Annotated in this window: 24 protein-coding genes; 13 read left to right on the top strand and 11 right to left on the bottom strand. The window is 60.2% G+C overall.

The window, feature by feature from the left end:
* Position 1: 1 nt before the first annotated feature.
* The 6 genes from PMI03_RS21745 to PMI03_RS21770 all read right to left on the bottom strand — a co-directional run bounded on the left by PMI03_RS21745 (position 2) and on the right by PMI03_RS21770 (position 6,075).
* Entirely contained in the window at positions 2-1,060 is a 1,059-nt protein-coding gene (locus PMI03_RS21745) for an ABC transporter ATP-binding protein (RefSeq protein WP_007698011.1), read from the bottom strand.
* Positions 1,061-1,064: 4 nt separating this feature from the next.
* Entirely contained in the window at positions 1,065-1,895 is an 831-nt protein-coding gene (locus tag PMI03_RS21750; RefSeq protein WP_007698012.1) for a carbohydrate ABC transporter permease, read from the bottom strand.
* Between the two features lie 3 nt (positions 1,896-1,898).
* Entirely contained in the window at positions 1,899-2,825 is a 927-nt protein-coding gene (locus PMI03_RS21755; protein WP_007698013.1) for a carbohydrate ABC transporter permease, read from the bottom strand.
* A gap of 87 nt (positions 2,826-2,912) precedes the next feature.
* Positions 2,913-4,172, bottom strand: coding sequence for a sugar ABC transporter substrate-binding protein (locus PMI03_RS21760; RefSeq protein WP_007698014.1), 1,260 nt, complete (start codon positions 4,170-4,172; stop codon positions 2,913-2,915).
* Between the two features lie 44 nt (positions 4,173-4,216).
* Positions 4,217-5,383 carry a PLP-dependent transferase gene (locus tag PMI03_RS21765; RefSeq protein WP_007698015.1) on the bottom strand — a complete coding sequence of 389 codons (1,167 nt, stop codon included), beginning with the start codon at positions 5,381-5,383 and terminating at the stop codon, positions 4,217-4,219.
* On the bottom strand, positions 5,380-6,075 hold the full coding sequence (locus PMI03_RS21770; RefSeq protein WP_374189968.1) for a FadR/GntR family transcriptional regulator: 696 nt from the start codon (positions 6,073-6,075) through the stop codon (positions 5,380-5,382). The genes PMI03_RS21765 and PMI03_RS21770 overlap by 4 nt, the downstream gene beginning before the upstream one ends.
* A 179-nt stretch (positions 6,076-6,254) precedes the next feature.
* Here PMI03_RS21770 and PMI03_RS21775 point away from each other — a divergent pair, with 179 nt between their 5' ends.
* Both PMI03_RS21775 and PMI03_RS21785 read left to right on the top strand, forming a co-directional pair.
* Positions 6,255-6,509 carry a hypothetical protein gene (locus PMI03_RS21775; RefSeq protein ID WP_034516356.1) on the top strand — a complete coding sequence of 85 codons (255 nt, stop codon included), beginning with the start codon at positions 6,255-6,257 and terminating at the stop codon, positions 6,507-6,509.
* A 727-nt stretch (positions 6,510-7,236) separates the two neighbouring features.
* On the top strand, positions 7,237-8,157 hold the full coding sequence (locus PMI03_RS21785; protein ID WP_007698023.1) for an alpha/beta hydrolase: 921 nt from the start codon (positions 7,237-7,239) through the stop codon (positions 8,155-8,157).
* Between the two features lie 17 nt (positions 8,158-8,174).
* Here PMI03_RS21785 and PMI03_RS21790 read toward each other — a convergent pair whose 3' ends face one another.
* From PMI03_RS21790 to PMI03_RS21800, 3 genes are read right to left on the bottom strand one after another with little or no spacing between them, the layout of a single operon-like run.
* Positions 8,175-9,401 (bottom strand): amidohydrolase family protein, encoded by a 1,227-nt coding sequence (locus PMI03_RS21790; RefSeq protein ID WP_007698035.1) that lies wholly within the window; start codon positions 9,399-9,401, stop codon positions 8,175-8,177.
* Between the two features lie 55 nt (positions 9,402-9,456).
* Positions 9,457-10,659, bottom strand: coding sequence for an amidohydrolase family protein (locus tag PMI03_RS21795; protein ID WP_007698037.1), 1,203 nt, complete (start codon positions 10,657-10,659; stop codon positions 9,457-9,459).
* A 59-nt stretch (positions 10,660-10,718) separates the two neighbouring features.
* Positions 10,719-11,432, bottom strand: coding sequence for a GntR family transcriptional regulator (locus PMI03_RS21800; protein WP_007698040.1), 714 nt, complete (start codon positions 11,430-11,432; stop codon positions 10,719-10,721).
* Between the two features lie 267 nt (positions 11,433-11,699).
* Here PMI03_RS21800 and PMI03_RS21805 point away from each other — a divergent pair, with 267 nt between their 5' ends.
* The 5 genes from PMI03_RS21805 to PMI03_RS21825 all read left to right on the top strand — a co-directional run bounded on the left by PMI03_RS21805 (position 11,700) and on the right by PMI03_RS21825 (position 16,664).
* On the top strand, positions 11,700-12,788 hold the full coding sequence (locus PMI03_RS21805; protein WP_007698043.1) for an ABC transporter ATP-binding protein: 1,089 nt from the start codon (positions 11,700-11,702) through the stop codon (positions 12,786-12,788).
* Positions 12,789-12,818: 30 nt separating this feature from the next.
* Complete coding sequence (locus tag PMI03_RS21810) at positions 12,819-14,117, top strand: PotD/PotF family extracellular solute-binding protein (protein WP_007698046.1); 1,299 nt, start codon at positions 12,819-12,821, stop codon at positions 14,115-14,117.
* 76 nt (positions 14,118-14,193) lie between these two features.
* Positions 14,194-15,105: an ABC transporter permease gene (locus tag PMI03_RS21815; RefSeq protein ID WP_007698056.1), complete on the top strand. Its 912-nt coding sequence runs from the start codon at positions 14,194-14,196 to the stop codon at positions 15,103-15,105.
* A 1-nt stretch (position 15,106) separates the two neighbouring features.
* Positions 15,107-15,928, top strand: a complete 822-nt coding sequence (locus tag PMI03_RS21820) for an ABC transporter permease (RefSeq protein ID WP_007698060.1) — start codon at positions 15,107-15,109, stop codon at positions 15,926-15,928.
* A gap of 4 nt (positions 15,929-15,932) precedes the next feature.
* Positions 15,933-16,664: an aspartate/glutamate racemase family protein gene (locus PMI03_RS21825; RefSeq protein ID WP_007698074.1), complete on the top strand. Its 732-nt coding sequence runs from the start codon at positions 15,933-15,935 to the stop codon at positions 16,662-16,664.
* Between the two features lie 23 nt (positions 16,665-16,687).
* On the opposite strand, the gene PMI03_RS21830 is transcribed toward PMI03_RS21825, so the two are convergent.
* Both PMI03_RS21830 and PMI03_RS31365 read right to left on the bottom strand, forming a co-directional pair.
* Entirely contained in the window at positions 16,688-17,023 is a 336-nt protein-coding gene (locus tag PMI03_RS21830) for a DUF6665 family protein (protein ID WP_007698078.1), read from the bottom strand.
* 17 nt (positions 17,024-17,040) lie between these two features.
* Positions 17,041-17,193: a hypothetical protein gene (locus PMI03_RS31365; protein WP_007698087.1), complete on the bottom strand. Its 153-nt coding sequence runs from the start codon at positions 17,191-17,193 to the stop codon at positions 17,041-17,043.
* Between the two features lie 322 nt (positions 17,194-17,515).
* Here PMI03_RS31365 and PMI03_RS21835 point away from each other — a divergent pair, with 322 nt between their 5' ends.
* The 6 genes from PMI03_RS21835 (at position 17,516) to PMI03_RS21865 (ending at position 24,479) form a co-directional block, all read left to right on the top strand.
* The gene (locus PMI03_RS21835; protein WP_007698091.1) at positions 17,516-18,508 is read left to right on the top strand and encodes an MsnO8 family LLM class oxidoreductase; all 993 of its coding nucleotides are present in this window, start codon (positions 17,516-17,518) and stop codon (positions 18,506-18,508) included.
* A gap of 26 nt (positions 18,509-18,534) precedes the next feature.
* Positions 18,535-19,884: an LLM class flavin-dependent oxidoreductase gene (locus PMI03_RS21840; RefSeq protein ID WP_007698094.1), complete on the top strand. Its 1,350-nt coding sequence runs from the start codon at positions 18,535-18,537 to the stop codon at positions 19,882-19,884.
* Between the two features lie 18 nt (positions 19,885-19,902).
* Positions 19,903-21,090, top strand: coding sequence for a M20 aminoacylase family protein (locus PMI03_RS21845; protein WP_007698096.1), 1,188 nt, complete (start codon positions 19,903-19,905; stop codon positions 21,088-21,090).
* 25 nt (positions 21,091-21,115) lie between these two features.
* A complete protein-coding gene (locus PMI03_RS21850) occupies positions 21,116-21,640 on the top strand; it encodes a GNAT family N-acetyltransferase (RefSeq protein WP_007698099.1) in 525 nt (174 codons plus the stop codon).
* A 39-nt stretch (positions 21,641-21,679) separates the two neighbouring features.
* A complete protein-coding gene (locus PMI03_RS31170) occupies positions 21,680-23,458 on the top strand; it encodes an amino acid ABC transporter permease/ATP-binding protein (protein WP_007698102.1) in 1,779 nt (592 codons plus the stop codon).
* 76 nt (positions 23,459-23,534) lie between these two features.
* Positions 23,535-24,479 carry an ABC transporter substrate-binding protein gene (locus tag PMI03_RS21865; protein ID WP_007698105.1) on the top strand — a complete coding sequence of 315 codons (945 nt, stop codon included), beginning with the start codon at positions 23,535-23,537 and terminating at the stop codon, positions 24,477-24,479.
* The last annotated feature ends 22 nt before the right edge of the window (positions 24,480-24,501 follow it).

Raw genomic sequence — 24,501 nt, forward strand, 5'->3', positions numbered from 1 at the left:
CTCAGACCGCCCGTTTGCCGTCTTCGTCGAACACATGCAGATGCTGCGCCGGGAACGATACGTTCACTTGCGGACCCGCGCTCAGCGCCTCGCGATTGAGCGTGAACACCTTGAATGGCAGGCCATGCAGCGACAGGTGCAGGATGATGCCGAAGCCGGTTGGTTCGATCAGCTCCACATCGGCGCTGAGATCGGTACCATCCGTTGACAGAACCACATGCTCGGGCCGAATTCCAACCGTCGCCTTGGCGCCGGCGGGCAGGTTCAGCGGTGCCGGTAGCGGGACAATGGTTCCGTCCTTCAGCTTCATGCCGCCGGTTTCATAGGTCGCGTCGAGGAAATTCATCCCCGGCGAGCCGATGAAGCCGGCAACGAAGAGGTTGGCGGGGCGGTCGTAAAGTTCGAGCGGACTGCCGACTTGCTGCACCACCCCGCCATGCATGGCGACGATCCGGTCCGCCAGCGTCATTGCCTCGATCTGGTCGTGCGTCACGTAGATCGAGGTCGCTTTCAGGTCGCCATGCAATTTCTTGATTTCGGCGCGCATCTGTTCGCGCAGACGTGCGTCGAGGTTCGACAGTGGTTCATCGAAGAGGAAAGCCTTCGGCTGGCGCACGATGGCGCGGCCCATGGCAACGCGCTGACGCTGGCCGCCCGAAAGCGCCTTAGGGCGACGCTCGAGCAACGGGTCGAGGCCGAGCTTCGATGCGACGGCTGCGACGATGCTCACAATCTTGTCCTTCGCGACTTTCCGAAGCTTGAGGCTGTAGCTCATATTGCCGGCGACATTCATGTGCGGATAGAGCGCGTAGGACTGGAACACCATGGCGATGTCGCGGTCCTTCGGATGCAGTTCGTTGACGCGCTTGCCTGCGATGCGAACCTCGCCGCCACTGATGTCCTCGAGACCGGCGATCATCCGGAGCAGCGTTGACTTGCCGCAGCCCGACGGCCCGACGAGAACGACGAACTCGCCATCCTTGATCTGGAGATCGATGTCGTGCAGCACCTGCACATGGCCATAGGCTTTTCTGACGTTTTGAATATCGATCGATGCCATTTGACTAACCCTTGACCGCGCCGGCCGTCAGGCCCTGCACGAGATAACGCTGAATGAGCAGGAAGAAGAGGCAGGCCGGAATGAGCGCCATGACGCCCGCCGCCATCATCTGTCCGAAATCCACGGAGAATTTCGAAACGAAGGTGAGAAGCCCGACGGGGAAAGTCGCGGCCTGATTGCCGTTGATGAGCATCAGGGCGAACAGTAGCTCGCTCCAGGCCGCCGTGAAGACGAAACCGAGCGTCGCGGCGATGCCGGGCAGCGTCAGCGGCAGGATGATCTGCCGGAACGCGGTAAACTGTGTCGCGCCGTCGATCATCGCCGCCTCTTCCAGATCCTTCGGAATGCCGTCGAAGAAGGACTGCATCAGGAAGGTGGCGAAGGGCACGTTGAACGCCGTGTAGACGATGACGAGGCCGGTCAGGCTGTTGGTCAGATGCAGCGGCGTCAGGATCTTGAAGATCGGTGCCACCAACATGACCAGCGGGAACATCTGCGTCAGCAGCATCAGCGCCACGATCCAGTATTTGGCGCGGAAATTGAAGCGAGAGAGAGCATAACCGGAGAGCGATGCGCAAATCGTCACGGCAATCGCAGTCGATCCGGAGACGATCAGGCTGTTCTTGAAGAATGTCGGAAAGTCGCTGTGTTGCAGCACGAAAGCATAGTGCTCCCATGTCGTGCGCGACGGCCACATGCGGACACCTTCCGTATAAAGCAGGTCGTTCGGCGTGAGGGAGACCTTGAACAGCCAGAAGAGCGGGAAGAGCGCAAAGACGACGTAGCAGAGGATCGCCAGGCGATGCGCGATGGTGGGGAGGATGGATCGTCTCATGGCTCAATCCTTGTTCAGCAGGGTCTGCCGCAGCAGGATGATCAGCATGGAATAGGCAAGCAGCAGCACGAGCAGCACCAGCGCGATGGCCGAGGCATAGCCGAAATCCAGTCGTTTGAAGGCCTGGGTGAAGATGTAGCTCGCAACGATCTGAGTACGATCGGCTGGTCCGCCCCCGGTCATGACGACGATCAGATCGGCGAAGTTCGAGACCCAGACTGTGCGTAGCAACACCGTGATGGCGATGGTTGGAGCGAGGAAAGGAAGCGTGATCGAACCGAAACGCTGGAACCAGCCGGCGCCGTCGATGGAGGCCGCCTCATAGAGATCGCGCGGGATCGCCTGGAGGGCAGCCAGCAGCGTGATCGCAAAGAAGGGAATGCCCCACCAGACATTGGCGACGATCGGTCCCCACATCGCATATTGCGGATCGGAGAGGATGTTGCGGGGCTCGCTCATCAAGCCGAGATCGAAGAGCCAATGGGGGATTGGCCCGATCACCGGATTGAACAGCCAGGCCCAGTTGAGGCCGGCCAAGAAGGATGGGACCGCCCAGGGCAGAAACACCAAAGCCTGCACCAGTGCCCGGCCGAAAAACGGCTTATCCAACAGCAGCGCCAGGATCAGCCCGAAGACGAATTGCAGGAGAACCGAGGCGCCGGTCCACCAGAGCGTATTCTTCAGCGCGCCATAAAAGGCGGCATCTTTCGAGAGATCGCGAAAATGCTCCAGGCCGATAAATCCGCCGGAAAAGGGGTTGAGCAGCTGGATATCGCGAAATGCATAGGAAATGCCGATCGTCAGCGGCACCAGCATGACGGCGATAATGAGGATGAGGGCAGGGGCGCTGTAAAGATAAGGCTCCGCGGCATCGGCAAGACGCTTCAGCCACGGCCTGCGGTCGCGACGCCTATCGGCGGTCATGGTCATAAATCAGTTCCCATTCGCGGCGTTCGGGCGCCGTCTGTGTCGTGTGCGAAAAAACGGCGGCGGATTGCTCCGCCGCCGGGGATGGTCTTACTTCTTGGCGAGGAACTTCTGCTGCGCCTTGGTCAGGTAGTCGGCCCATTGATCGGCCAGATCCTTTGCGGAGATATCGCCGATCAGTGCCTGCTGCGATGTCTTGATGGCGAGCGAATCCTTGAAGAAAGCGAACTCCTCGAGATAGGTCGGCATGACGGTCGGCACCGTGTTCTTGTCAGCCAGTTCCTCGAACCAGCCCTTGAACTGATCGGTCGCATAGAAGGGATCCTTCTCGGCCGAGGTATAGGCCGGTAGGGCGCCGATCTTTTTGTTCCATTCAAGGTTGCCCTCCTTTCCTTCAAGTGTTGCTATCAATTTCCAGGACAAATCTTTGTTCTGACTGGTAGAAAACATCGACCAACCGGCATAACCGATGGTCGGGAAGGACTTGCCGTCCGGTCCCTTCGGGAGTGGCATGACGCCGAAATCGTCCTTGCTCATGCGCTCGGCGATCGCGATCAGGGCATCTGGATCCTGGTCGAGGAAGGCGCAGGTGCCGGAATAGAAGCCGGCGACGACTTCGTTGAAGCCCCAGTTGACGCTATCCTTCGGCGCCAATCCCTTCTTGTAGAGATCGACCATCCATTCGATGCCCTTCGCCCAGCCGGCGCTGTTCATCGTGGAGGTGCCATCGGCGGTGAAATACTTGTTGTCGCCGGCCATGGAGGCGGCGAAGATCATCCAGCCGTTCAGGCCGCCCGGGCCGCCGCGCATGCAGTAGCCGTATTTTCCGGGGAGCTTGGCGACCGCCTCGGATGCCTTGACGAACTCGTCCATCGTCTTTGGTGGTTCGCTGACGCCGGCTTCCTTCAGCAGTTTCTTGTTGTAGAACATGGCGCGAAGATAGAAGCCGTAGGGCAGCATATAGGCCGTGTTCTTCACGTCGCGGCCAAGCTCGAGGGCACGCGGCGTCAGTTCTTTCGTGTTGTCCCACTTGGCGAGGTAAGGCTCGAGGCTTTCGAGCATGCCGTTATTGCCATAGAGCGACAGCCAGGTATCCGGCATTTCCATCACATCCGGCGTATCGCCGGCCGAGACCATGGTCGCGAACTTCTGGAACGCTTCGTTCCAGGGCAGCGAGATGATGTCGACCTTCGTGCCCGGATTGGCCGCCTCGAACTTGCCGACGATCGACTTCAGTGTCTCGGTGCGTTCAGGGCTGGTGATGACTTCGACGAGTTTGAGCGTCGTATCGGCAAAGGCCGTTCCGGCCATCATTGCGGTAAAGAGTGCTGCTGTTATCAGTCTTTTCATGCTCGGTTCCCCCTTTTTAGGTTTTTCTCTGAAGGTTGCAGGTTTTACGAGGCAGCGGCGATCGCTTGCTCGATATCTCTCCACAGCGCCTCGGTTCCCTCGAGACCGACATGGAGACGTACGGACCTCGGGTTGATACCAAAGGTGTGCGCGGAATTCGGTTGTGCCTTTTGCTGAAGCACGACTTCGCCCGGTACGATCAGGCTTTCGTGCCCACCCCAGCTCACGCCCAGTTTGAAGAGCTTGAGATTGTCGGCAAAGGCCCTGACATCGACGCCTTCGCGGAAGATGAAGGAGAAGAGGCCGGAGGTGCCGTTGAGGCCGGCGGGGAGGCGGTTGGCAAGGCCCGGATGGCAGACCTGCTCGACGGCATCGAGCTCCTGCAATCGTCGGGCGATCGTGATGGCGGCGGCTTCATGGGCCTGCATGCGGATCGGCAAGGTGCGCAGGCCGCGGATCAAAAGCCAGGCATCGAAAGGCGACAGCTTGCCGCCGAGATAGGGATAGGCTTCGGCCTTGAGCCGCGCGATCATCTCCTTGGAGCCGGCAACTACGCCAGCGACGACATCGCTATGGCCGCCCAGATATTTGGAAGCGGAGTGGATGACGAGATCGACGCCGAGCGTCAGCGGCCGCTGGAAATAGGGTGTGGCCCAGCTGTTGTCGATCATCGAGACGACGCCGTGCCGCTTGGCGAGCGCTGCGAGCGCGCCGACGTCATGGGCTTCCATCACCCAGCTTGTCGGGCTTTCCATATAAAAGACCTTGGCGCCCGGAAGCGCCTTGGCGACGGCTTCCTCGTCGCGACCGTCCACATAGGTCACCTCGACCTTCATGCGCTTCAGAATGGTGCCGAAGAGGCGGAAGGCGTCGGGATAGACATGCTTGACGGCAACGATCCGGTCGCCGGGTTCGACGAAGCTCAGTACGGCAGACGAAATCGCGGCCATGCCGCTTGCAAAGCCGAGCGCATCCTCGCCGCCTTCAAGTTTTGCCAGCATTTCCTCGAACATACGCACGGTCGGATTGAGGCCGCGCGTATAGATCGGCCGTACCTTCTCGCCACGATAGCAGGAGATCATCTCGTCGTAGCTGGAAAAGGTGAAAAGCGATGTCTGGAAGATCGGCGGCACCACAGCCTCGGCAAAATTGCCGTCGTCATGGGCGGTAATCAGAGAAGCGAGTTCGAACGGCTCTAGCCCGTCAGTCATTTGGACATTTCCTTGATGTCTTCCTCGACGACGTCGAGAATTTTCAGTGTTTCGGCGCGTGCCGCCTCGGGATCCTGGGCGACGATCGCGTTGAACAGCGTGCGGTGAAAGGGGAAGGACCGGCGGGCAAAATCCTGCCGGTCGAAGGGATGCGTCCAGAAGCGCTCGAAGGTTCCGCGCATCTGTTCGAGAAGCTGCTTGAACAACGGATTGTGGCTGGCGTCATAGACGGCAAGATGAAACGCAAGATCTTCCGGGCCGGAAGTGCCCTTGGCGATATGGACGCGCTCCATCTCGTTGAGTTTCTCCTCAATGATAGCGATATCCGCGGTTGAGCGCTTCCTAGCGGCGACCATTCCGGCCTCGCATTCGATGCCGCGGCGAACCTCAAGGGTCTGCAGCAGGACATCACGCAGATGCGTGGTGTCGAGCGACAAAGGCATATGGATGGTCGACTTGGAAACCGGCTTCAGCAGATAGGTGCCGCTGCCCTTGCGGGTTTCCATCACGCCCAGAGCCTGAAAATGCGTGAGTACCTCACGGATCGTCGAGCGACCCACCGAGAGAGCGGCCATCAATTCACGCTCGGTCGGCAGCCGTTGGCCCGCCTGAAGCTCCGACGACTCGATGAAGTCGGACAGCGCGTCGATCACTTGCTGCGTCCGATCGATCGAGGGGAGTGGTGTGAGCATCGCCTTGGTCATCATGACGGCTAAATTGGTCTGACATCTGCTATCAGGTCAATCTCTTTTCCTGTCCGTCACCCTCTTTTTTTAGGGGTGTTTCGATCAAAGCGATGACGTCAGCTCTCTTCAAGAGCGGGAAAAGCACTGATAGAAGGAGGCTGACTTGAGTCCCGGATTGGAAAAGAATGGCTGCGCGAGATCGATATTCACGAAAGCTGGAATGCTCGAAGTGCGGCCATGCCGGCTTCGCGGAAGTTTCCGAAAGCGATGATCGCTCTGGATCCAGCCGGGATTTTAGGATCGACGAGATGCCGCGCGGCTTTTCCACGGAACGGCCATCGGCCGATCCGCGCAAGCACATGATTCGTTGCGGCTGCGGAACGGTATTCCGCTTCGAGCAGAATACCGTCTATGCGCCCGGCGGCGAACCCCGGCGGTAAAGCAGGGAACGAGCCGCGTTTCGGCTAGCGCAATTTTCATAAAAGAAAAAAGGCCCCGCGGAAGCGAGGCCAAGCTTATGCCGCTCCGGGGAAATCGGAAGCAGCGCGGCGTGATGTAGCGCTGCTGTTCCGTGGCGACTAGGTCATATTACGTCATATCGGTACGGCTGACAGAAAAAGGACGCCAGGGAGGCGGTTTTTTCGAAATCGACACTTTTTTTCGCAGACGCAGTCATCTCTAACAGGTGAAGAGAGCTGATCGCCTCGCCTTTTCCGGCAAGGTTTGAGTGTGACAACAAACATGATATCTCTCTTATAAAGTGCATCCATGTTCAGCTAGCGTTCATTTAGCGGAAGGCAAATAGGTAATGGCCGCAACGCCTTGCGGCTGGTTGAGGCTCGACTACTGATAACGCTCACGAGGCCGGTGGTCGGGCCTCTCACGTTCCAAAAGAACATGGATACTCGCATGCGGCTCTTTTACGCTTTGATGGACTGGATATTGAGGCGGCGCCGGGAGCGGACGGATCGTGAGGCGATTCAGTATTCCGCCGATGACCCCTGGGTCATCCAGCAGATCGAGAAATTTGAGCGGGAACTGAAAAAATAAAGCGCCGTCTGCCGATCACTTATGGTGTCGAAAAGCCGATTCGCTTCCGGGGCTGAGGACAGGCTATCATGACGCCTGGGCCACTCTGATGGCGAAAAACCTTACCGAGGACGCGCAATGCTGACACGCCGATCGATGCTGGCAGGAATGAGTGCCGCAGCATTCTCCCGCAAGGTGCAGGCCGCCCCCGTTGCCGCTACGCTTCCGCTTTGGCCGGCAAAGCCACCTGGCAGTGGCGGCCCATCCGATCCGATGACCATTAATGCCTGGGGTGCGATCACCAACATCGCGATACCGTCGATTACCGTCTATACGCCGGCACATCCCAACGGTGATGCCATGCTCGTTGCGGCGGGTGGCGGTTACAAGCGGATTGAAGAGGGCCAGGAAGCGCTTCCGGCGGCCTCATGGCTTAACGATCGCGGTATAACGGCTTTCGTTTTGCGGTATCGGCTTCCGGGGGAAGGGTGGACCAACGGTCCACTCGCCCCGCTGCAGGATGCCCAGCGCGCCATCCGCCTCATTCGAGCCAATGTGAAGAGCTTTCGCATCGATCCGAAACGGCTGGGTGTGCTCGGCTTCTCGGCGGGAGGTCACCTGCTCGGTCTTGCTTCGGCGCGTTCGGCCTTTGCCTCCTATCCTGCCATGGACACGATCGATGCGCTTTCGGCGCGTCCGGATTTCGCGGCGTTGATCTATCCGGTGATCACGCTGCGGCCGCCTTATGATCACACGTCGACCCGGCGCATCTTTGTCGGCGATCACCCCAGCCCCGAGATGAGCGCCATGTGGTCGGTCGACACATATGTCGGCAGCGATTGCCCGCCTATGTTTCTCGTTCAGGCTGAGAATGATCCGATTTCCAATCCGGCCAACACGCTGATCATGCAGGCCGCCTGCGAACGGGCCGGTGTTCCTGTCGAACTGGATCGTCTCGCGAGCGGCGGGCATGGGTTCGCCATGGGTAAGAAAGGCATGCCTTCCGGTGAATGGCCCAGCCTCTTTGCGACCTGGCTGCACAAGACTGTCCGAACCTAGCGGCGAACGGCTACTCCTCAGTCCGCTGGACGAAGCAGCTGTGCCCTTGGGCGGCTGAACGTTTGTCGGCCGCTCTTCCATCCGGCGATCGGAAGGCGGATTTCGCGGATGGCGGAAAGCGGATCGACGGCGTCGAGTATGACGATGTCGGCCGGCGCTCCCGTTTGGAGAGCATAGTCGCGCCGCATGAGGCGGGCGGCATTGGTGGTCACCATGTCGAATGCAGTGGCGATGTCTTCATCGCGGGAAAGCTGCGCCGCATTGGCAAAGAGATTGGCGATCCGGCCAAGCGAGGCATCGCCATAAGGTGTAAACGGATTGAGCACGTTATTGGTCGCGGCCGTAACCGTGACGCCATGTGTGGCGAGGAGCAGAGCAGGGGCTATGCCGCGCGGCACGAGATGATCCCGATCGCGACCGAGCAGGAACATGTCAGTCGCCGGCAGCACAGTAACGGCAATACCGGCGTCGGCCAGCCGCATGGCGACCTCGACGACTTCCTGCTTCGGCATGGCGGAAAGCTTGGTGGCGTGGCCGATAGAAACATGCCTGCCATAGCCGCGCCGCTGCGTCTCGGCGATGACGGCCGGAATGGCCGAGTTCGCCGGATTGAGATCGAAATCGAGATGGAAATCGACGTCGACGCCATGGCGCTCGGCGAGATCGAAAATCCAGCGGATGTGCGCCTGAGGCTCGGGATCGGTATAGGGGCAGCCACCGATCAGGTCGGCGCCGTCACCAAGCGCTTTGTCCAGCATCGAGGCTGTCTCAGGTTCGTTGGTCAAACCCTCCTGCGCGAAGACACAGATTTGGATATCGAGAGCCCAGCGATAATCATGCCTGATTTGCCGCATCGCCTCGAACGATCGGAAGCCGGCACGCGGATCGACCTCCACGAACGTCCGCATCGCCGTCGTGCCGTTGACGATGGCGCTCTCCACCACGCGCGCGGCTCGGGCATAGACATCTTCAATCGTGAAGGCCGACTTCGCCTTCGCCGTTTCGCGCACGGCCTCTTCCAGCGTGCCTTCGCAGATCAGGCAGCGGTCGAGAACACATGCCTTGTCGAGATGGATATGGCTGTCGATGAAGCCGCCGAATGCAAAGCAGCCGCACATATCCTGACGCGGCACATCGGAAACCAGACCGGTTTCGAGCGCGGCGACCCTGCCATCCTTGATGCCGATATCGAGCGGCTGATCGCGGCCGGCGATACGCACGTTCGAAATGACCAGATCAAGCATTATGACGCCTTTTCAATAGACTATAAGAAAATCCGAATGCAAGATCTGATGAAAATCACGCCCGAATGACGGCACCGTTCCTGGCGACGAGCCGGCCGGCCTTATAGACCGAACGCTCCCTAGGAATTGCGACCACCGCTTCGGGTACATGCTCTGCCTTCAGTGTCACAAAATCCGCCTTCGCACCGATCTTCAATCCATAGCCGTCGAGACGCAACGCCTTCGCGCCGCTATCGGTGACGACATCGAAGGCGGCCTTCAATTCGTCGTCGGTATAGAAGCCCGAGCGATAGCCGATCATCATCGCACGACCCAGCATATCGCCATCGCCATAGGGCCACCAGGAATCGCGGATATTATCGCTGCCGCTGAAGACTGTGACGCCCGCCGTGCGAAGCAAGGCGACCGGCGGGAAAGCATGGTTGCCAGGCGCGTTGGTCATGATGGAAACGCCGCTGGCTGCGATCGTTTCGGCGGCACGCTTGGCGGCTTCTACCGGGAGATCGCCGAGCCCGTAGGCGTGACTGATGGCGACATGTCCCTGCATGGAAAGGGCGCGCGTGCGAGAACATATCTGCTCGATGGTGAAAAGGCCGAGCGTGCCGCCGTCGTGAAGGTGGATATCAACATCGACGCCATGCTTTTCGGCGACGCCGAAGACGACGTTTAGATGTCCCTCGACATCACGGTCGAAGCTGGCCGGGTCCAGGCCGCCGACGAGATCGGCGCCCATGGAAATGGCTTCGTCCATCAGTTGCGGAGTGCCCGAGCTCTTCAGGATGCCGCTCTGGGGGAAGGCGACGAGCTGGATATCGATATAGTCGCGATAGTCGTCGCGGACGGCGAGAACGGTTTCCAGCGATTTCAGCCCGACCGATCCGTCGACCATGACATGGCTGCGCATCTGCGTGCTGCCATTGGCGATGCAGAGATCCAGCTGATTGCGGGCACGCTCATCCATGGGGGCGGCCTGCGCCATATTCTGCGCCTGGAATGCGACGCGCTCATGCACATCAAAGCCGTTGGTGCAGGGCTTGTGCGGTATCCAGGCATCGCCGAAAAAGCTGGTGTCGAGATGGATATGACCTTCGACGAAGCCGGGTACCACGAGTGCGCCGCCGAGATCGACGCTCTCGGCAAGAGGTGCCTCAGCACTTGATGGTTCGATGGAGATGATGCGACCGCCTGATACGCCGATATCCTTGAGAGAGCCATCAGCGAGCTTTGCGCGGGTGAAAAGGGTTTCGATCGGGCTCAAATCTATCTCCGTTGGACGTAATGAGGAGGAAGCCCCGAGACCTATGCCGTTGCGTCGGTTTATTGCTCGAAGGCTTCCCTCAGGCCGACGCTCTTGCGCTCGCGCAGATCGAGATCGGCTTCGATATGGGAAATATGGTGAAGCATGAGATGGCATGCCGTCTCGATATCCTTGCGCTCGATGGCGGCGATGACATCGCCATGTTCCGCATGACCGCAGCTCGACACGCTAGACTGGCCATAAAGCGCGATCACCAGGGATGAGCGGGCGACCAATTCTTCCATGAAACGCTGCATGATCAGATTGCCGGAGATCGAGGCGAGCATCAGATGGAAATCGCCGGAGGCCTTGATCTCGGCCCGGCGTGCCGTTTGACCACGCTCAGCCATGAGCCGGCCCTCTTCAAGCAGAAGCTGCTTCAGGTGCTGGATCTGCGAGGGCGTGATCCTCGCCGCTGCTTCCTTGAGAATGCCCGGCTCCACCAGACGGCGAGCGGCGAAGATCTGCCGGGCTTCCTCGGGCGAGGGATAGGCAACGAATGCGCCACGGTTCTTCTCGACGCTGACAAGCCCCTCGTAGGATAGGGCCTGCAGAGCGGCGCGCGCCAGCGTGCGGCTGACATTGAACAGATTGCCGACGTCGCTCTCGGAGAGTTTCGTGCCTGGGGAAAGCCTGCGCTCGACGATCGCCTCGCGAATGGCATCGCGGATCTGCTGGGCGCCGGTTTCTGTGGAATCGCTGGTCGTCTGGAGCGCGTCGGCTGTGGAGTTCATAAGAGCGGATACCTGATAATCGACGGAATGATATCCGCGTTCGCCGCAAAAGTTAAACGGAATTTGTAACAAAAGGAAAGCATAATCGTATACGATCTAGTGCACATATTGCAGACGAAAGCCTATTTCATGTGCAAACATATGTTTGTCTTATATAAGGCACCTCGTTCGCGCCGCGCTGAAACTCCATGATTCACAATAGCTTAGTGCAGCGCAACAGACTTGGCACGCCAGATGCATCGTCCTTCCCAAACAAAAGGAGATACGATGTCGAAAGCGGCAGAGATCGATATAGCGTCCGTTTCGAAGGTCTATGGCACGACGACCGCCGTCCACGCCATCAGCCTGAAGATACCGGCTGGCTCCTATTGCTGCTTTCTCGGCCCCTCCGGCTGCGGCAAGACCTCCACGCTTCGCATGATCGCGGGTCACGAAAGCATTTCGTCGGGCGATATCCGGCTCGGGAATGTCGTCGTCACCGATTTTCCACCGGCCAAGCGCGGCACGGCGATGATGTTCCAGTCCTATGCACTCTTTCCACATCTCGACCTCATCGACAACGTCGCCTTCAGCCTGAAGATGAAGGGCGTGGATAAGGACGAGCGTCGGGCAAAGGCGCTCGAGATGCTGAAGCTGATGCAGATGGAGGCTTACGCTACGCGACGACCGGCGCAGCTTTCTGGCGGGCAGCAGCAGCGCGTGGCGCTCGCCCGCGCTCTGATCACCGATCCCGAGGCGTTGTTGCTGGACGAGCCGCTGTCGGCGCTCGATCCGTTCCTGAAGATCCGCATGCGCGCCGAGTTGAAGAAGCTGCAAAAGACGCTCGGGATCACCTTCGTGCACGTCACGCACAGTCAGGAAGAAGCGATGGCCCTCGCCGATATCATGGTGATCATGAACGACGGCAAGATCGAGCAGGCGGCGTCACCACGCGAAGTCTTCGAGCGTCCGGCAACCGCCTTCGTCGCCCGCTTCATGGGCGATCATAACGTGCTCTCGGGCCGGGTGACGTCCAGCGAGGACGGTGTACTGACATTGACCGCGCCGGAGGGCCAGAGCTTTTCCGTGCGCGGCACCGGCAGGGACGTGGGCGAGCTTATCGATATCGGCATTCGCACCGATCGCGTCCGGCTGGCGTCTGGCTCCGACAAAGGCGTCGGCTTGAACGGCGTCGTTTCCAATATCGAATATCGGGGCGCCTCGGTGAAGATCACCGTCATTGGCGCGGGCAGCGACGACTTCACCGTCATCGCAAGCGACGGCGATTATTTCTCCAAACCCGTATCGGTCGGCGATGCGGTGTCTTTGAGTTGGGCCTTGGAGGACGCGGTCCTCCTCGGTCGTGTTTCCGCATGAATTCCAAGCATCACAAAAAGGGGAACTGACATGACGACTGAGAAGAAGACAACCAAGGCAGCAAAGGGCATCTCCCGCCGCTCGCTGCTGAAGACCGGCGCAGCAGCAGCCGGCGCCATCGCCGGCTCCGGCCTGATCACCGGCTTTCCGACCGTTTGGGCGCAGACGAAGATCACGCTCCGCCAGTTCGGCACCGGCGTTTCGAACATCAATGCCATCGCCGAGAAGTGCAAGGCCGATCTCGGCATCACGCTGGAGATGACGGCGACCGATTCCGACGCCGCCGCCCAGCGCGCCGTCACCCAGCCGAACAGCTACGACATCGCCGACATCGAATACTGGATCGCCAAGAAGGTGTTCCCGGCCGGCGTGCTGCAGCCGATGGACGTCAAGAAGCTGAAATATTACGACAAGATCGTGCCGCTGTTCATCAACGGCAAGCTGAAGTCCGACAGCGTCATTGCCCAGGGAACGGCGCCGCATACGGTCGGCTTCGTCGAAGCGCAGGGTTCGAAGAAATTCGCCAAGGAGCCGACGCAGTGGATGACGATGGTTCCGACCATCTACAATGCCGACACGCTCGGCATTCGTCCCGACCTTACCGGTCGCCCGATCACCAGCTGGGCCGACATTCTCGATCCGGCCTTCAAGGGCAAGACCGCGATCCTCAACATCCCGTCGATCGGCATCATGGATGCCGCGATGATCATGGAAGCCGCAGGCAAGATCAAATATGCCAACAAGGGCAACATGACGAAGGCGGAAATCGACAAGACGATCGACTTCCTGATCAAGACCAAGGGCGAAGGCCAGTTCCGCGCCTTCTGGAAGTCCTTCGACGAAAGCGTCAACCTGATGGCGTCGGGCGAAGTCGTCATCCAGTCGATGTGGTCGCCGGCCGTTGCCGCCGTCCGCTCGAAGGGCATCGCCTGCACCTTCCAGCCGCTCAAGGAAGGCTATCGCGCCTGGGGCGGTGGTCTCGGGCTTGCCGCGCACCTCAAGGGCGCAGAACTCGACGCCGCCTATGAATATATCAACTGGTACACCTCCGGCTGGGTCGGCGGCTATCTCAACCGCCAGGGCTACTATTCCGCCTGCATGGAAACCGCCAAGGGCTTCATGTCGGCCGACGAATGGGGCTACTGGATCGAAGGCAAGCCGGCGCAGGGCGATATCCTGTCTCCGGAAGGCAAGGTCATGGAGAAGGCCGGCGCCGTTCGCGACGGTGGCTCCTTCGAAGCCCGCATGGGTGCGGTCGCTTGCTGGAACTCGGTGATGGACGAAGACCGCTACATGGTCCGTCGCTGGAACGAGTTCATCGCTGCCTAATCGGTATCGCCTCTGCCCATCAAATCCTCTCCCCGTGCAGGCGGGGGGAGGAAGCCGCTAACGGAGAAACCGGACCATGGCGACGATCGCTTCATCAGAAACGGACCAGGCAACAGCAAAACCAAGGCGCAGCTTTCGCGTGCCCTTGGGGCTCGTTTCCTATCTCCAGGCGGCGCCGCTGTTTCTGATCCTCGGCTTCTTTTTCCTTCTACCGATCGCGATGATCGGTGTCGTCAGCTTCTGGGACTATGATTTCGCCAGCCTCTATCCCGCCTTCCTGACCACGAACTATACCGACACGCTGGGTTCATGGGTTACCTGGAAAACCTATCTCAACACATTGAAATTCACTGTCATTGTTTGGTCTCTGACCCTGTTCATCGGCTTCTGGGTCGCCTATTTCCTCGCCTTCCATATTCGCCGCACGTCGACGCAGATGATTCTCTTTCTCGTCTGCACCGTGCCGTTCATGACGTCGAACATCATCCGCATGATCTCCTGGATCCCGGTGCTCGGACGCAACGGTCTCGTCAATTCGACGCTGATCGAGATGGGGCTCATTCCAAAACCGATCGAATGGCTGCTCTACTCCGATTTCGCCGTCGTTCTGGCGATGGTGCATCTCTATACGCTGTTCATGGTGACGCCGATCTTCAATACGCTGATGCGTATCGACCGCTCACTGTTCGAAGCGGCGCGCGATGCCGGCGCCAACGGCTGGCAGGTTCTGTGGAATGTAGTGATCCCGCTTGCAAAGCCCGGCATGGCGATTGGCTCGATCTTCGTCGTTACCCTGGTCATGGCGGATTTCTCCACCGTGCAGGTCATGTCCGGCGGACAGAGCGCCTCCATCGCGCTGATGATGAAAAACCAGATGTCGCTGCTGCAATATCCGGCAGCGGCCGCCAATGCCGTCGTGCTCCTGATCGTCGTCCTTATGATGGTCGCGGCCATCCTGCGCGTCGTCGATATCCGTAAGGAGCTTTGAGATGAACCACGAAAAGCGAACCTTCGAATTCTACGTTCTGGCGATCTTTTTCATTGTCTTCGTGCTGTTTCTCTATGGCCCGCTTTCAGCGATCGTCATCCTCTCCTTCCAGGGGCCTGACGGCGGCCTGACCTTCCCGTTGAACGGCGTCTCCTTGCATTGGTTCGCCAACCTGTTCGAGAAACAGGCGGTCGGCGATTTCGGCGCCTCGTTCCAGCGGTCCTTTATCCTGGGCCTGATGGTCATGGTCGTCACCGTCGTCGTCTCGCTGCTGGCGGGCCTGGCCTTCCGCCGCCGCTTCCGCGGATCGTCGCTGCTGTTCTATGCCACCGTCGCCAGTCTCGTGGTTCCGTCCATCATCATTTCCCTCGGCATCGGCGTCGTCTTCCAACAAGGTGGCTTGCCTCCGGCCTGGTATTCCTCGGCCTTCGGCGCGCATTTGACCTGGACGCTGCCCTTCGGCGTGCTGATCATGTTCGCCGTCTTCAACCGCTTCTCGCCAGCTTACGAGGAAGCTGCGCGCGATCTTGGGGCGAGTTCATGGCAGACCTTCCGCCATGTCGTGCTGCCGATGATCGCGCCGAGCCTGATCGGCGTCGGCCTCTTCGGCTTCACGCTGTCCTATGACGAATTCGCGCGCACCCTGATGACCTCGGGCACCTACAACACGCTTCCCCTGGAAATCTACGGGATGACCACCAACGTCACCACGCCTGTGCTCTATGCGCTGGGAACGGTGACGACTCTCTTCTCCTTCACTATCATTCTCGTCGCGCTCGGTATCATGACCATGCTCGGTCGCCGGCAGGCCAAGAAAAGCTGAGAACATGCGCTTATTGCTGATCAATCCAAACACCACCACGTCAATGACGGAAAAGGCGGCCGTCGCCGCACGCGCCGTCGCGGCCACCGGCACGGAGATCATCGCCGCGACATCGCGCATGGGACCGCCTTCCATCGAGGGATATTATGACGGCGCTCTTGCCGTTCCTGGCTTGCTCAGCGAACTCAAGGAACAACGCACGGCGGGTTATGACGCCGCGATCATTTCCTGTTTCGACGATACCGGACTGGAAGCGGCGCGTGCCTTTTCGGATGTGCCGGTTCTTGGGCTCTGCGAATCCGCCGTCGTGACGGCCGGTTTCCTGGCGCAGCGCTTTACGATCGTCACGACGCTGGAGCGCTCCCGCGTGCTGATCGACAATCTCGTCCGACACTATGGCATGGGTGGACGGGCGAAGGTCAGGGCCTCCGATATCGCGGTACTGGAGCTCGAGGATGGCGCGCCAGAGGCAATCGGCAAATTGCGGGCCGAGATCGAGCGAGCGCTTGACGAAGACGGGGCGGAAGCGATCGTGCTCGGCTGTGCCGGCATGGCCGACCTTACCCGCGAGCTGCAGGAAATCTACGGTGTGCCCGTGATCGACGGCGTCGCGGCGGCGGTCAAGCAGGCCGAGGCGCTGGTCTCGCTGGGGCTCACCACCAGCAAGCGCGGTTCCTTCGCCGCGCCGTTGCCGAAGTCCTTTACCGGTGCGATGAGCGATTTTTCGCCCGTTTGATCCATATTTGACACGACAGCACCTCACTCCTGTCGACGCACCACGCCGACCCTCGCGAGCACCTCGCTGGGGATCGCGTAACGTTGGATAAGATCACGACCATTTTTCAGCCCGCAGATTTCACGCTGGATGAAAAAGGCCCAGACGGCATCGGCAGCTTTGTTCACAAGGCTTTCGCGCTCTGTTGCACTGTGACGTGCCGCGCTCCATGCCTGCAATTCCGCCAGCGCGGTTTCCACCTTTAGCCCGTGGCGCCCAAGGGAACTGGCGCGCTCGGCCATGAGTTCATATTCGAGAACGTTGAAACCGCTATCGGTTGAATGAAACTGCCTGAGAGATTGCGGTGGGCGAACGCTCATCGGATTTATCCTTAGCCTTACCGGGCCGGCGTACCAACGATCTGAAAATATCCCCAGGCGGCGGCAAACACCGCAAGCACGACAATGACGACAAGCAGTTTGCGCAGCCCGGGACGCGGTGCCTTAGGCGGCGGTTTCGGCTTTCGAAACTTGATGACGTTGTCGTTCATGTGTCCTCGGCTATCGAATATCTTCCACTGCCTAGTTCACCCGAATCCTTCCGGGGATCAAGAGAGTTTCCCGTCATTTCGGCACAGGACATCGCGGAACCGGGATACGCTTTTGCTGGCAATCCAACACGGATCGAGCATGCCGCCGATTGGCGACTTCTGAGCGAGATGCTCACGCCGAGCGTGCATGCATGCTTTGCAACTTATTTCCTCACTTGGCCGCGCGAAGAGAACGTCGTTTCTTATAATATATGCAGTCTACGTATTTTATAGACTATTGAAGCGGTGCCGCGGCACCGGTGCGATAATCGGATGACCCCACATGTCCTATCTCTTGAGCCTTCTCGACAAAAGCCCCATCGAAGCCGGTAAGAATGCCACGGATGCGCTGCGGGCAACCGCCAAGCTGGCCATCCGCGCTGAGGAGCTTGGCTATCACCGTTTCTGGGTGGCCGAGCATCATAATATGGCGAACCTGGCGAGTTCCGCGCCCGAGGCACTGATTGCCTATCTGCTTGCCAAAACATCGAAAATCCGCATCGGCTCCGGTGGCGTGATGCTGCAGCATTACAGCGCTTACAAGGTGGCGGAGACCTTCAATCTCCTGTCGTCGCTGGCCCCCGGCCGCGTCGACCTCGGCGTCGGCAAGGCGCCGGGCGGTTTTCCACTCTCGACGCGGGCTTTGCAGATAGCGGTCGACCCGGCGCGCAAACCGAGCTTTGCCGACCAGCTTGCCGACATCAACACCTATCTTTCGGCGGAAGCCCAGGCGGATGCCGCCATCGCCACGCCGCTTCCCTCGATTGCGCCCGATCGTTTTCTGCTGGGCGCCTCCGTCGAGAGCGCCGAGCTGGCTGCGAGCAAGGGCTGGGAGCTGGTCTTTGCCGGTCATCTGAACGGCGACCCTGAGAACCTGCGCAAGACCTTCGAGGCCTATGAGAAGGCAAGCGGTGGCAAGCGCCCGATCCTGGCGCTGGCGGCCTTTGCCGCGGAAAGCGAAGAGCAGGCGCGCGAGCGTGTCGGCGATCTGCGCATCGTCAAGCTTTTCCTTCCGAACGGCCAGACCGTCAATGTCGGCAACGAGGAGCAGGCGGCCGAATTTGCCCGCCAGGCCGGCGTCAGCGATTACCGGACCGAGGAGAAGGTGCCGAGCGTGCTGCATGGCACGGCGCAACAGATCCGCAAGGAGCTCGACGAGCTGCACCGTCGCTACGGCGTCAAGGAATTCATTCTCGACACGCCGGCACTGCCCGCCGCCGAGCGTCTCGCCTCCATCGAGCTGCTCGCCAAGGAGCGGCTATCACTCGCCGCCTGACATTTGCTTTGGAAAGGATTGATCCCATGGCTCAGAAACACGTCACATTCGGCATCATGCTGCAGGGTCCCGGCGGCCATATGAACGCCTGGAAGCATCCGAGCGGACCGGCCGACGCCAGCATCAATTTCGACTTCTTCGTCAAGACGGCGCGCAAGGCGGAGGAGGCGGGCATCGCCTTCGCCTTCGTTGCCGACGGCCTCTATATCAACGAGCAATCGATCCCGCATTTCCTCAATCGCTTCGAACCGATCACGATCCTGTCGGCGCTGGCCGCCTCGACCTCGAAGATCGGGTTGGTCGGCACGCTGTCGACCTCCTACAGCGATCCCTTCACCGTCGCCCGGCAATTTGCCTCGATCGACCTGATCAGCGGCGGCAGGGCCGGCTGGAATGCGGTGACGTCGCCGCTTGAAGGGTCCGGCCGCAACTACAGCCGCGAGCATCCCGAGCACGAACTGCGCTACGAGATCGCCGAGGAATATATCGACGCGATCAAGGGGCTTTGGGACTCCTGGGATGATGACGCCTTTGTCCGCGACCGCGAGACCGGCGTTTATGCCGACAAGACCAAGATGCATCGCCTCGATCATAAGGGCCGCTTCTTCCGCATCGAAGGGCCGCTGAATATCGGCCGCTCCAAACAGGGCCAGCCGGTCGTCTTCCAGGCCGGAGCCTCGGATTCGGGCATCCGGCTTGCCGGCAAGCATGCCGACGCCGTCTTCACCAATGGCGGCCCGATCGAGGATGCGCAGGTCTTCTATCGCCAGCTCAAGGACAGCGTGATCGCGCAGGGCCGCAGCGCCGCGGAAGTTGGCATCTATCCGGGCATCGGCCCCATCGTCGGCGCGACGAAGGAAGAGGCGGAAGCGAAGTATCAGGCGATCCGCAATCTCGTCACCATTGAGGAGGCGCTGCTCTATCTCGGCCGCTTCTTCGATCATCATGATTTCAGCGTCTATCCGCTGGATGATCCATTCCCCGATCTTGGCGACATCGGCCGCAATAATTTCCGTGCCACCACCGACCGCATCAAGAAGATCGCGCGGGAGAAGGGGCTGACGCTGCGCCAGGTCGCGCTCGATTCCGCAACGCCGCGCACGGCCTTCATCGGCACGGCGGAGCATATCGCTGACGAGATCATCCGCTGGGTGGATCAGGATGCCGCCGATGGCTTCATCCTCGGCTTCCCGGTGATCGCCGAGGGCTTCGACGACTTCGCCAAGCATGTCCTGCCGATCCTCACCGAACGCGGCTATTTCGACCCGGTGCTGAAGGGCTCGACGCTGCGTGATCATCTGGGGCTGCCCTATCGCGAAAGCCGCTATGCGGGCGTGAAGGACGAAGTCGAACAGGGAAGGGCGATCCGCGCCTAAGGCGCGGGCGAGCAAGCCATGAACGTCATTTCCCAGCATCATCGACCGGCGGACGACATCGAAAAGGGGCTGGCCTCTTTCATCGACGAGATCATCGAGCTTCGCCATGATCTGCACCGTTATCCGGAGCTCGCCTTCCAGGAACTGCGGACCAGCAAGATCGTCGCCTCTCTCCTTTCCTCCTGGGGTTACGAGGTGACGACTGGTGTCGGCGGCACCGGCGTCGTCGCTACCCTTCGGGGCGGCGACGGCGAAAAACGCATCGGCATCCGGGCGGATATGGACGCCCTGCCGATCGAGGAGGCGACGGACCTTCCCTATGCCAGCGATAATCCGGGCGTCATGCATGCCTGCGGCCATGACGGGCATACGTCGATCCTGCTGGCGGCGGCGCGCTATCTCGCCGAGACCCGCCGTTTCTCCGGCGTGCTAACGCTGATCTTCCAGCCGGCCGAAGAGATCGGTGCCGGTGCTCGGAAGATGATCGCCGACGGACTTTTCGAACGCTTTCCGGTTGATGCCGTCTTCGGCCTGCACAATTGGCCGGGTGTGCCAACAGGCCAGTTTGGTTTCGTCGCCGGCCCGGCCATGGCCTCCGTCGACCAGGCCGTGATCCGCATTATCGGCAAGGGCGGCCACGGGGCCGAGCCGCACAAGTCGGTCGATCCGATCCTGGCGTCGGCTTCCTTCATCACGGCGTTGCAAAGCGTCGTGTCGCGCAATGTCGATCCCCAGGATATGGCGGTCGCCACCGTCGGTTCGATCCATGCCGGCTCCGCCTCGAACGTCATCCCGGAAAGCGTCGAGCTGAAGCTGACCATGCGCGCCTTCAGCGAGACGGTTCGCCAGCAATTGCAACAGCGTATTCCCGCACTTGCCCGCGCCCAGGCCGAAAGCTTTGGCGCACAGGCGGACGTGCATTATCGCCTCGGCTTTCCGGCCCTCATCAACCATCGAGATAAGACGGATTTCGCTCGCGCGGTCGCACTGGAGGCCTTCGGTGAGGCGCAGGTCGCCAAGGATTTCCGGCCGCGTACCGCAAGCGAGGATTTCGCCTTCATGCTGCTGGAGCAACCGGGCAGCTACCTCTTCGTCGGTAACGGCGACAGCGCTCCTCTGCACAGCGCCCACTACAATTTCGACGACACGATCATAGCGCCCGCCGCCCGCTACTGGGTGCGGCTGGCCGAGACCTTTCTTTCATAGTGACCACAACAGGACGGCTGATGAGATGAGTGACAGCTTTCTCTACACGACCCCTCTCGACCCGCGCGCCAAGCCGCTGATCGACGAGCTGATCCACGAATATGACAGCCGCTACGGCAACTATTTCAGTGCCGAGGGCGCGGCGGCCGAACTCAATCGCTATCCGCCCGAGTATTTTGCACCACCGGACGGCAATTTCCTGCTTCTCATCCGCGACGGCGAAACCATCGGCGGCGGTGCGTTCAAGCGCTACGATAAGCGCACTGCCGAATTCAAGCGCATCTGGACCCGTCACGATCTGCGCCGGCAGGGGTTGGCACGCAAGGTTCTTGTCGAGCTGGAATCACAGGCGGCCCGCCAGGGCTATTCCCGCATCTATCTCACCACCGGCTTTCGCCAGCCGGAGGCCGTCGGTCTCTACCTTGGCTACGGCTACACCGCGCTGTTCGATCAGACCGTCGATCCGGAAATCCACAAGACGCTGCCCTTCGAAAAGGATGTCAGCCATCTGATTGAGCCGGAGCTGCGGGTGGCCGGTGGCAACAGGTGAAAGCGGCAACAGACCGATAATCCATAAAAGGGAAATATCATGGCACTGACGACAGATTTCGCCGGGATCGATCCCGGTAGCCGGATCGCCGATCAAAAGCAGGATCATTCCCGCTACCGGATCGTGCCGGCGCGTCATCCCGCCCGGCTGGCGGGCACCGTTTTCGCCGCTGTCGTCATCGCCGCCGTACTCTATTCCACCTTCACCAATCCGCGCTGGGGTTGGGGCGTCTTTGCCGAATGGTTCTTCGCCGAACCCGTTCTCGTCGGCCTCGGCAGGACGCTGCTTCTGACCGTACTGGCCGCCATTTCCGGCTCGATCCTCGGTACGGCGCTGGCGCTTGCCCGCGTTTCCAAGTCGCCGCTGCTGTCTGGTCTCTCCTGGGGCTATATCTGGCTGTTGCGCTCGATCCCGATGATCGTGCTGTTGCTGGTGCTGAACAATCTCGGCTATCTCTACGAGACCATCAAGATCGGCATCCCCTTCACGGACACGGTCTTTATCGACTATCCGACAGTGCAGCTGTTGACGCCCTTCGCCGCCGCCTTTCTGGGACTGACGCTCAATCAGTCGGCCTTCTTTGCCGAGATCGTGCGTGGTGGCATCCTCTCGGTCGATCAGGGGCAGTTGGAGGCGGCGTCCGCCCTTGGCCTGTCGCGCCGCCGCCAGGCCTTCCGTATCGTCTTGCCGCAGGCCATGCGCTCGATCCTGCCGACCGGCTTCAACGAGATCATCGGACTAGCGAAGAGCACGTCCATGGTCTACGTGCTCGCACTGCCGGAACTGTTCTATACGGTCCAGGTCATTTATCGCCGCAACCTCGAAGTCATCCCGCTGCTGATGGTAGCGACCGTCTGGTATCTGATCATCATGACGGTGCTGTCGATCGCGCAGTACTATATCGAGCGCTATTTCTCCAAGGGTGCCGTGCGCAACCCGACGCCGCTCCCGTTCCAGGCCTTCTTCACCAGCTTCCGGCGCCCTCTGCCATTGCTTGGGGCAACGACAGATGTCGTGCGCAAAACCGGCTTCAGCGATGTGGCAAGCCTCAGGGCGTCCGGCGGTGCCGTGCGTATTCACGGCATTTCGAAGAGTTTCGACGCTCTGAAGGTGCTCGACAATGTCGAACTCAATCTTCCGCCCGGCAGCGTCACCGCCATCCTCGGCCCCTCCGGCTCCGGCAAGTCGACCTTGCTGCGCGCCATCAATCATCTGGAGCGAGTCGACAGCGGCTTCATCTCGATCGACGGCGATTTTATCGGCTATCGGCAGAAGGGCGACACGCTCTATGAGCTGAAGGAGAAGGACATTCTCAAGAGCCGCGCCGATATCGGCATGGTCTTCCAGAGCTTCAATCTCTTTCCACATCTGACCGTGCTCGAAAACCTCATCGAGGCACCGATCCAGGTGCGGGGCGTCAGCCGCGAGGAAGCCGTGCAACTGGCGCAGGAACTACTCGCCCGCGTCGGCCTCAGCGACAAGATCAACGCCTATCCGCGACAGCTTTCCGGCGGCCAGCAACAGCGTGTCGCCATCGCCCGCGCACTGGCGCTGCGCCCCAAGGTGCTGCTCTTCGACGAACCGACCTCGGCGCTCGATCCGGAACTGGTCGGCGAAGTGCTCGACGTCATCAAGGAACTCGCCCGTACCGGCACGACGCTCGTCATCGTCACCCATGAGGTCGGTTTTGCCCGCGAGGTTGCTGACACGGTGGTCTTCATCGAAGGCGGCCACATTCTCGAGGTCGGCCCACCATCCAGAATCTTCAATGACGCCGAACATCCGCGCACGCGCGAGTTCCTGGCAAAAGTTCTCTAGCGAAAACCGGCCCCACTTCGCGAAAGGAAGAAAGCATGCGCAACCACAATCCTAGAATGAAAAGAAGGTAAGCTACATGACTGTCTTCAAGAAAACGACATCCCTGGTGGCCGGCGTGATTGCCGTGGCCGTGTTCGGGCTCAGCTCCGCCTATGCAGCGGAAAAGTTCAATCTCAGCCCTGATACGTCAAATCGGATTCGTGCCGAAAAAGACGAAGCTGCGATCAAGGCGATCGCGCCGGACTTCAAATTCGTCAACCCTGGCAAGTTCACGGTGGCGATCAACCCCTGGGATCCGCCGGTCGCAACCTATGCCACCGACGCCAAGACGGTGGTCGGTACCGATCCCGAGATCGCACAGCTGCTCGCGGATTCGCTCGGCCTGCAGCTGGACCTTGTATCAGTTGCCTGGGAGGATTGGCCGCTGGGTGTCTCCTCCGGCAAATATGATGCCGTCGTCAGCAATGTGACCGTCACCGAGGAGCGCAAGCAGAAGTTCGATTTCTCCACCTATCGCAAGGATGTGCTCGGCTTCTACGTCAAGGCCGACAGCAAGATCACCGCGATCAAGGAGCCGAAGGATGTCGCCGGCCTCAAGGTCATTACCGGCGCCGGCACGAACCAGGAGAAGATCATCCTGGAGTGGGACCGCGAGAATGTCGCTGCTGGCCTGAAGCCGGTCGAGGTGCAGTATTACGACGACCGCGCCGCCGCCGATCTGGCGATCCAGTCGGGCCGCGCCGACGTCGAGTTCAACCCGAACGCCACGCTCGCCTATAGCGCCTCCATCAAGGGCAGCACCAAGCTGGTCGGTACTCTCAGCGGCGGCTGGCCGCTGACGGCCGAGATCGCGGTCACGACGCGCAAGGGCGCTGGTCTTGCGGATGCGGTCACCATCGCGCTCAACGACCTGATCAAGGACGGCAAATACGGTGAGGTGCTGAAGCGCTGGAGCCTCACTTCAGAGGCCATCGACAAGTCGCGAACCAATCCGCCCGGCCTGCCGAAGAGCGGTTCGTAATCGGTTCGGAAGTGACAGACGG

The sequence above is a fragment of the Rhizobium sp. AP16 genome (assembly GCF_000281735.1).
In the GTDB taxonomy this organism is placed as follows: Bacteria; Pseudomonadota; Alphaproteobacteria; order Rhizobiales; family Rhizobiaceae; genus Rhizobium; species Rhizobium rhizogenes.

What these genes read in the sequence shown, in the direction of transcription:
- PMI03_RS21845 (WP_007698096.1), top strand. Translation starts at nt 19,903, where the DNA reads ATGAACGTCATTTCCCAGCATCATCGACCGGCGGACGACATCGAAAAG.
- PMI03_RS21750 (WP_007698012.1), bottom strand. Translation starts at nt 1,895, where the DNA reads ATGAGACGATCCATCCTCCCCACCATCGCGCATCGCCTGGCGATCCTC.
- PMI03_RS21790 (WP_007698035.1), bottom strand. Translation starts at nt 9,401, where the DNA reads ATGCTTGATCTGGTCATTTCGAACGTGCGTATCGCCGGCCGCGATCAG.
- PMI03_RS21755 (WP_007698013.1), bottom strand. Translation starts at nt 2,825, where the DNA reads ATGACCATGACCGCCGATAGGCGTCGCGACCGCAGGCCGTGGCTGAAG.
- PMI03_RS21850 (WP_007698099.1), top strand. Translation starts at nt 21,116, where the DNA reads ATGAGTGACAGCTTTCTCTACACGACCCCTCTCGACCCGCGCGCCAAG.
- PMI03_RS21745 (WP_007698011.1), bottom strand. Translation starts at nt 1,060, where the DNA reads ATGGCATCGATCGATATTCAAAACGTCAGAAAAGCCTATGGCCATGTG.
- PMI03_RS21830 (WP_007698078.1), bottom strand. Translation starts at nt 17,023, where the DNA reads ATGAGCGTTCGCCCACCGCAATCTCTCAGGCAGTTTCATTCAACCGAT.
- PMI03_RS31170 (WP_007698102.1), top strand. Translation starts at nt 21,680, where the DNA reads ATGGCACTGACGACAGATTTCGCCGGGATCGATCCCGGTAGCCGGATC.
- PMI03_RS21775 (WP_034516356.1), top strand. Translation starts at nt 6,255, where the DNA reads ATGGCTGCGCGAGATCGATATTCACGAAAGCTGGAATGCTCGAAGTGC.
- PMI03_RS21760 (WP_007698014.1), bottom strand. Translation starts at nt 4,172, where the DNA reads ATGAAAAGACTGATAACAGCAGCACTCTTTACCGCAATGATGGCCGGA.
- PMI03_RS21770 (WP_374189968.1), bottom strand. Translation starts at nt 6,075, where the DNA reads ATGCTCACACCACTCCCCTCGATCGATCGGACGCAGCAAGTGATCGAC.
- PMI03_RS21785 (WP_007698023.1), top strand. Translation starts at nt 7,237, where the DNA reads ATGCTGACACGCCGATCGATGCTGGCAGGAATGAGTGCCGCAGCATTC.
- PMI03_RS21810 (WP_007698046.1), top strand. Translation starts at nt 12,819, where the DNA reads ATGACGACTGAGAAGAAGACAACCAAGGCAGCAAAGGGCATCTCCCGC.
- PMI03_RS21865 (WP_007698105.1), top strand. Translation starts at nt 23,535, where the DNA reads ATGACTGTCTTCAAGAAAACGACATCCCTGGTGGCCGGCGTGATTGCC.
- PMI03_RS21835 (WP_007698091.1), top strand. Translation starts at nt 17,516, where the DNA reads ATGTCCTATCTCTTGAGCCTTCTCGACAAAAGCCCCATCGAAGCCGGT.
- PMI03_RS21765 (WP_007698015.1), bottom strand. Translation starts at nt 5,383, where the DNA reads ATGACTGACGGGCTAGAGCCGTTCGAACTCGCTTCTCTGATTACCGCC.
- PMI03_RS31365 (WP_007698087.1), bottom strand. Translation starts at nt 17,193, where the DNA reads ATGAACGACAACGTCATCAAGTTTCGAAAGCCGAAACCGCCGCCTAAG.
- PMI03_RS21825 (WP_007698074.1), top strand. Translation starts at nt 15,933, where the DNA reads ATGCGCTTATTGCTGATCAATCCAAACACCACCACGTCAATGACGGAA.
- PMI03_RS21815 (WP_007698056.1), top strand. Translation starts at nt 14,194, where the DNA reads ATGGCGACGATCGCTTCATCAGAAACGGACCAGGCAACAGCAAAACCA.
- PMI03_RS21805 (WP_007698043.1), top strand. Translation starts at nt 11,700, where the DNA reads ATGTCGAAAGCGGCAGAGATCGATATAGCGTCCGTTTCGAAGGTCTAT.
- PMI03_RS21840 (WP_007698094.1), top strand. Translation starts at nt 18,535, where the DNA reads ATGGCTCAGAAACACGTCACATTCGGCATCATGCTGCAGGGTCCCGGC.
- PMI03_RS21820 (WP_007698060.1), top strand. Translation starts at nt 15,107, where the DNA reads ATGAACCACGAAAAGCGAACCTTCGAATTCTACGTTCTGGCGATCTTT.
- PMI03_RS21800 (WP_007698040.1), bottom strand. Translation starts at nt 11,432, where the DNA reads ATGAACTCCACAGCCGACGCGCTCCAGACGACCAGCGATTCCACAGAA.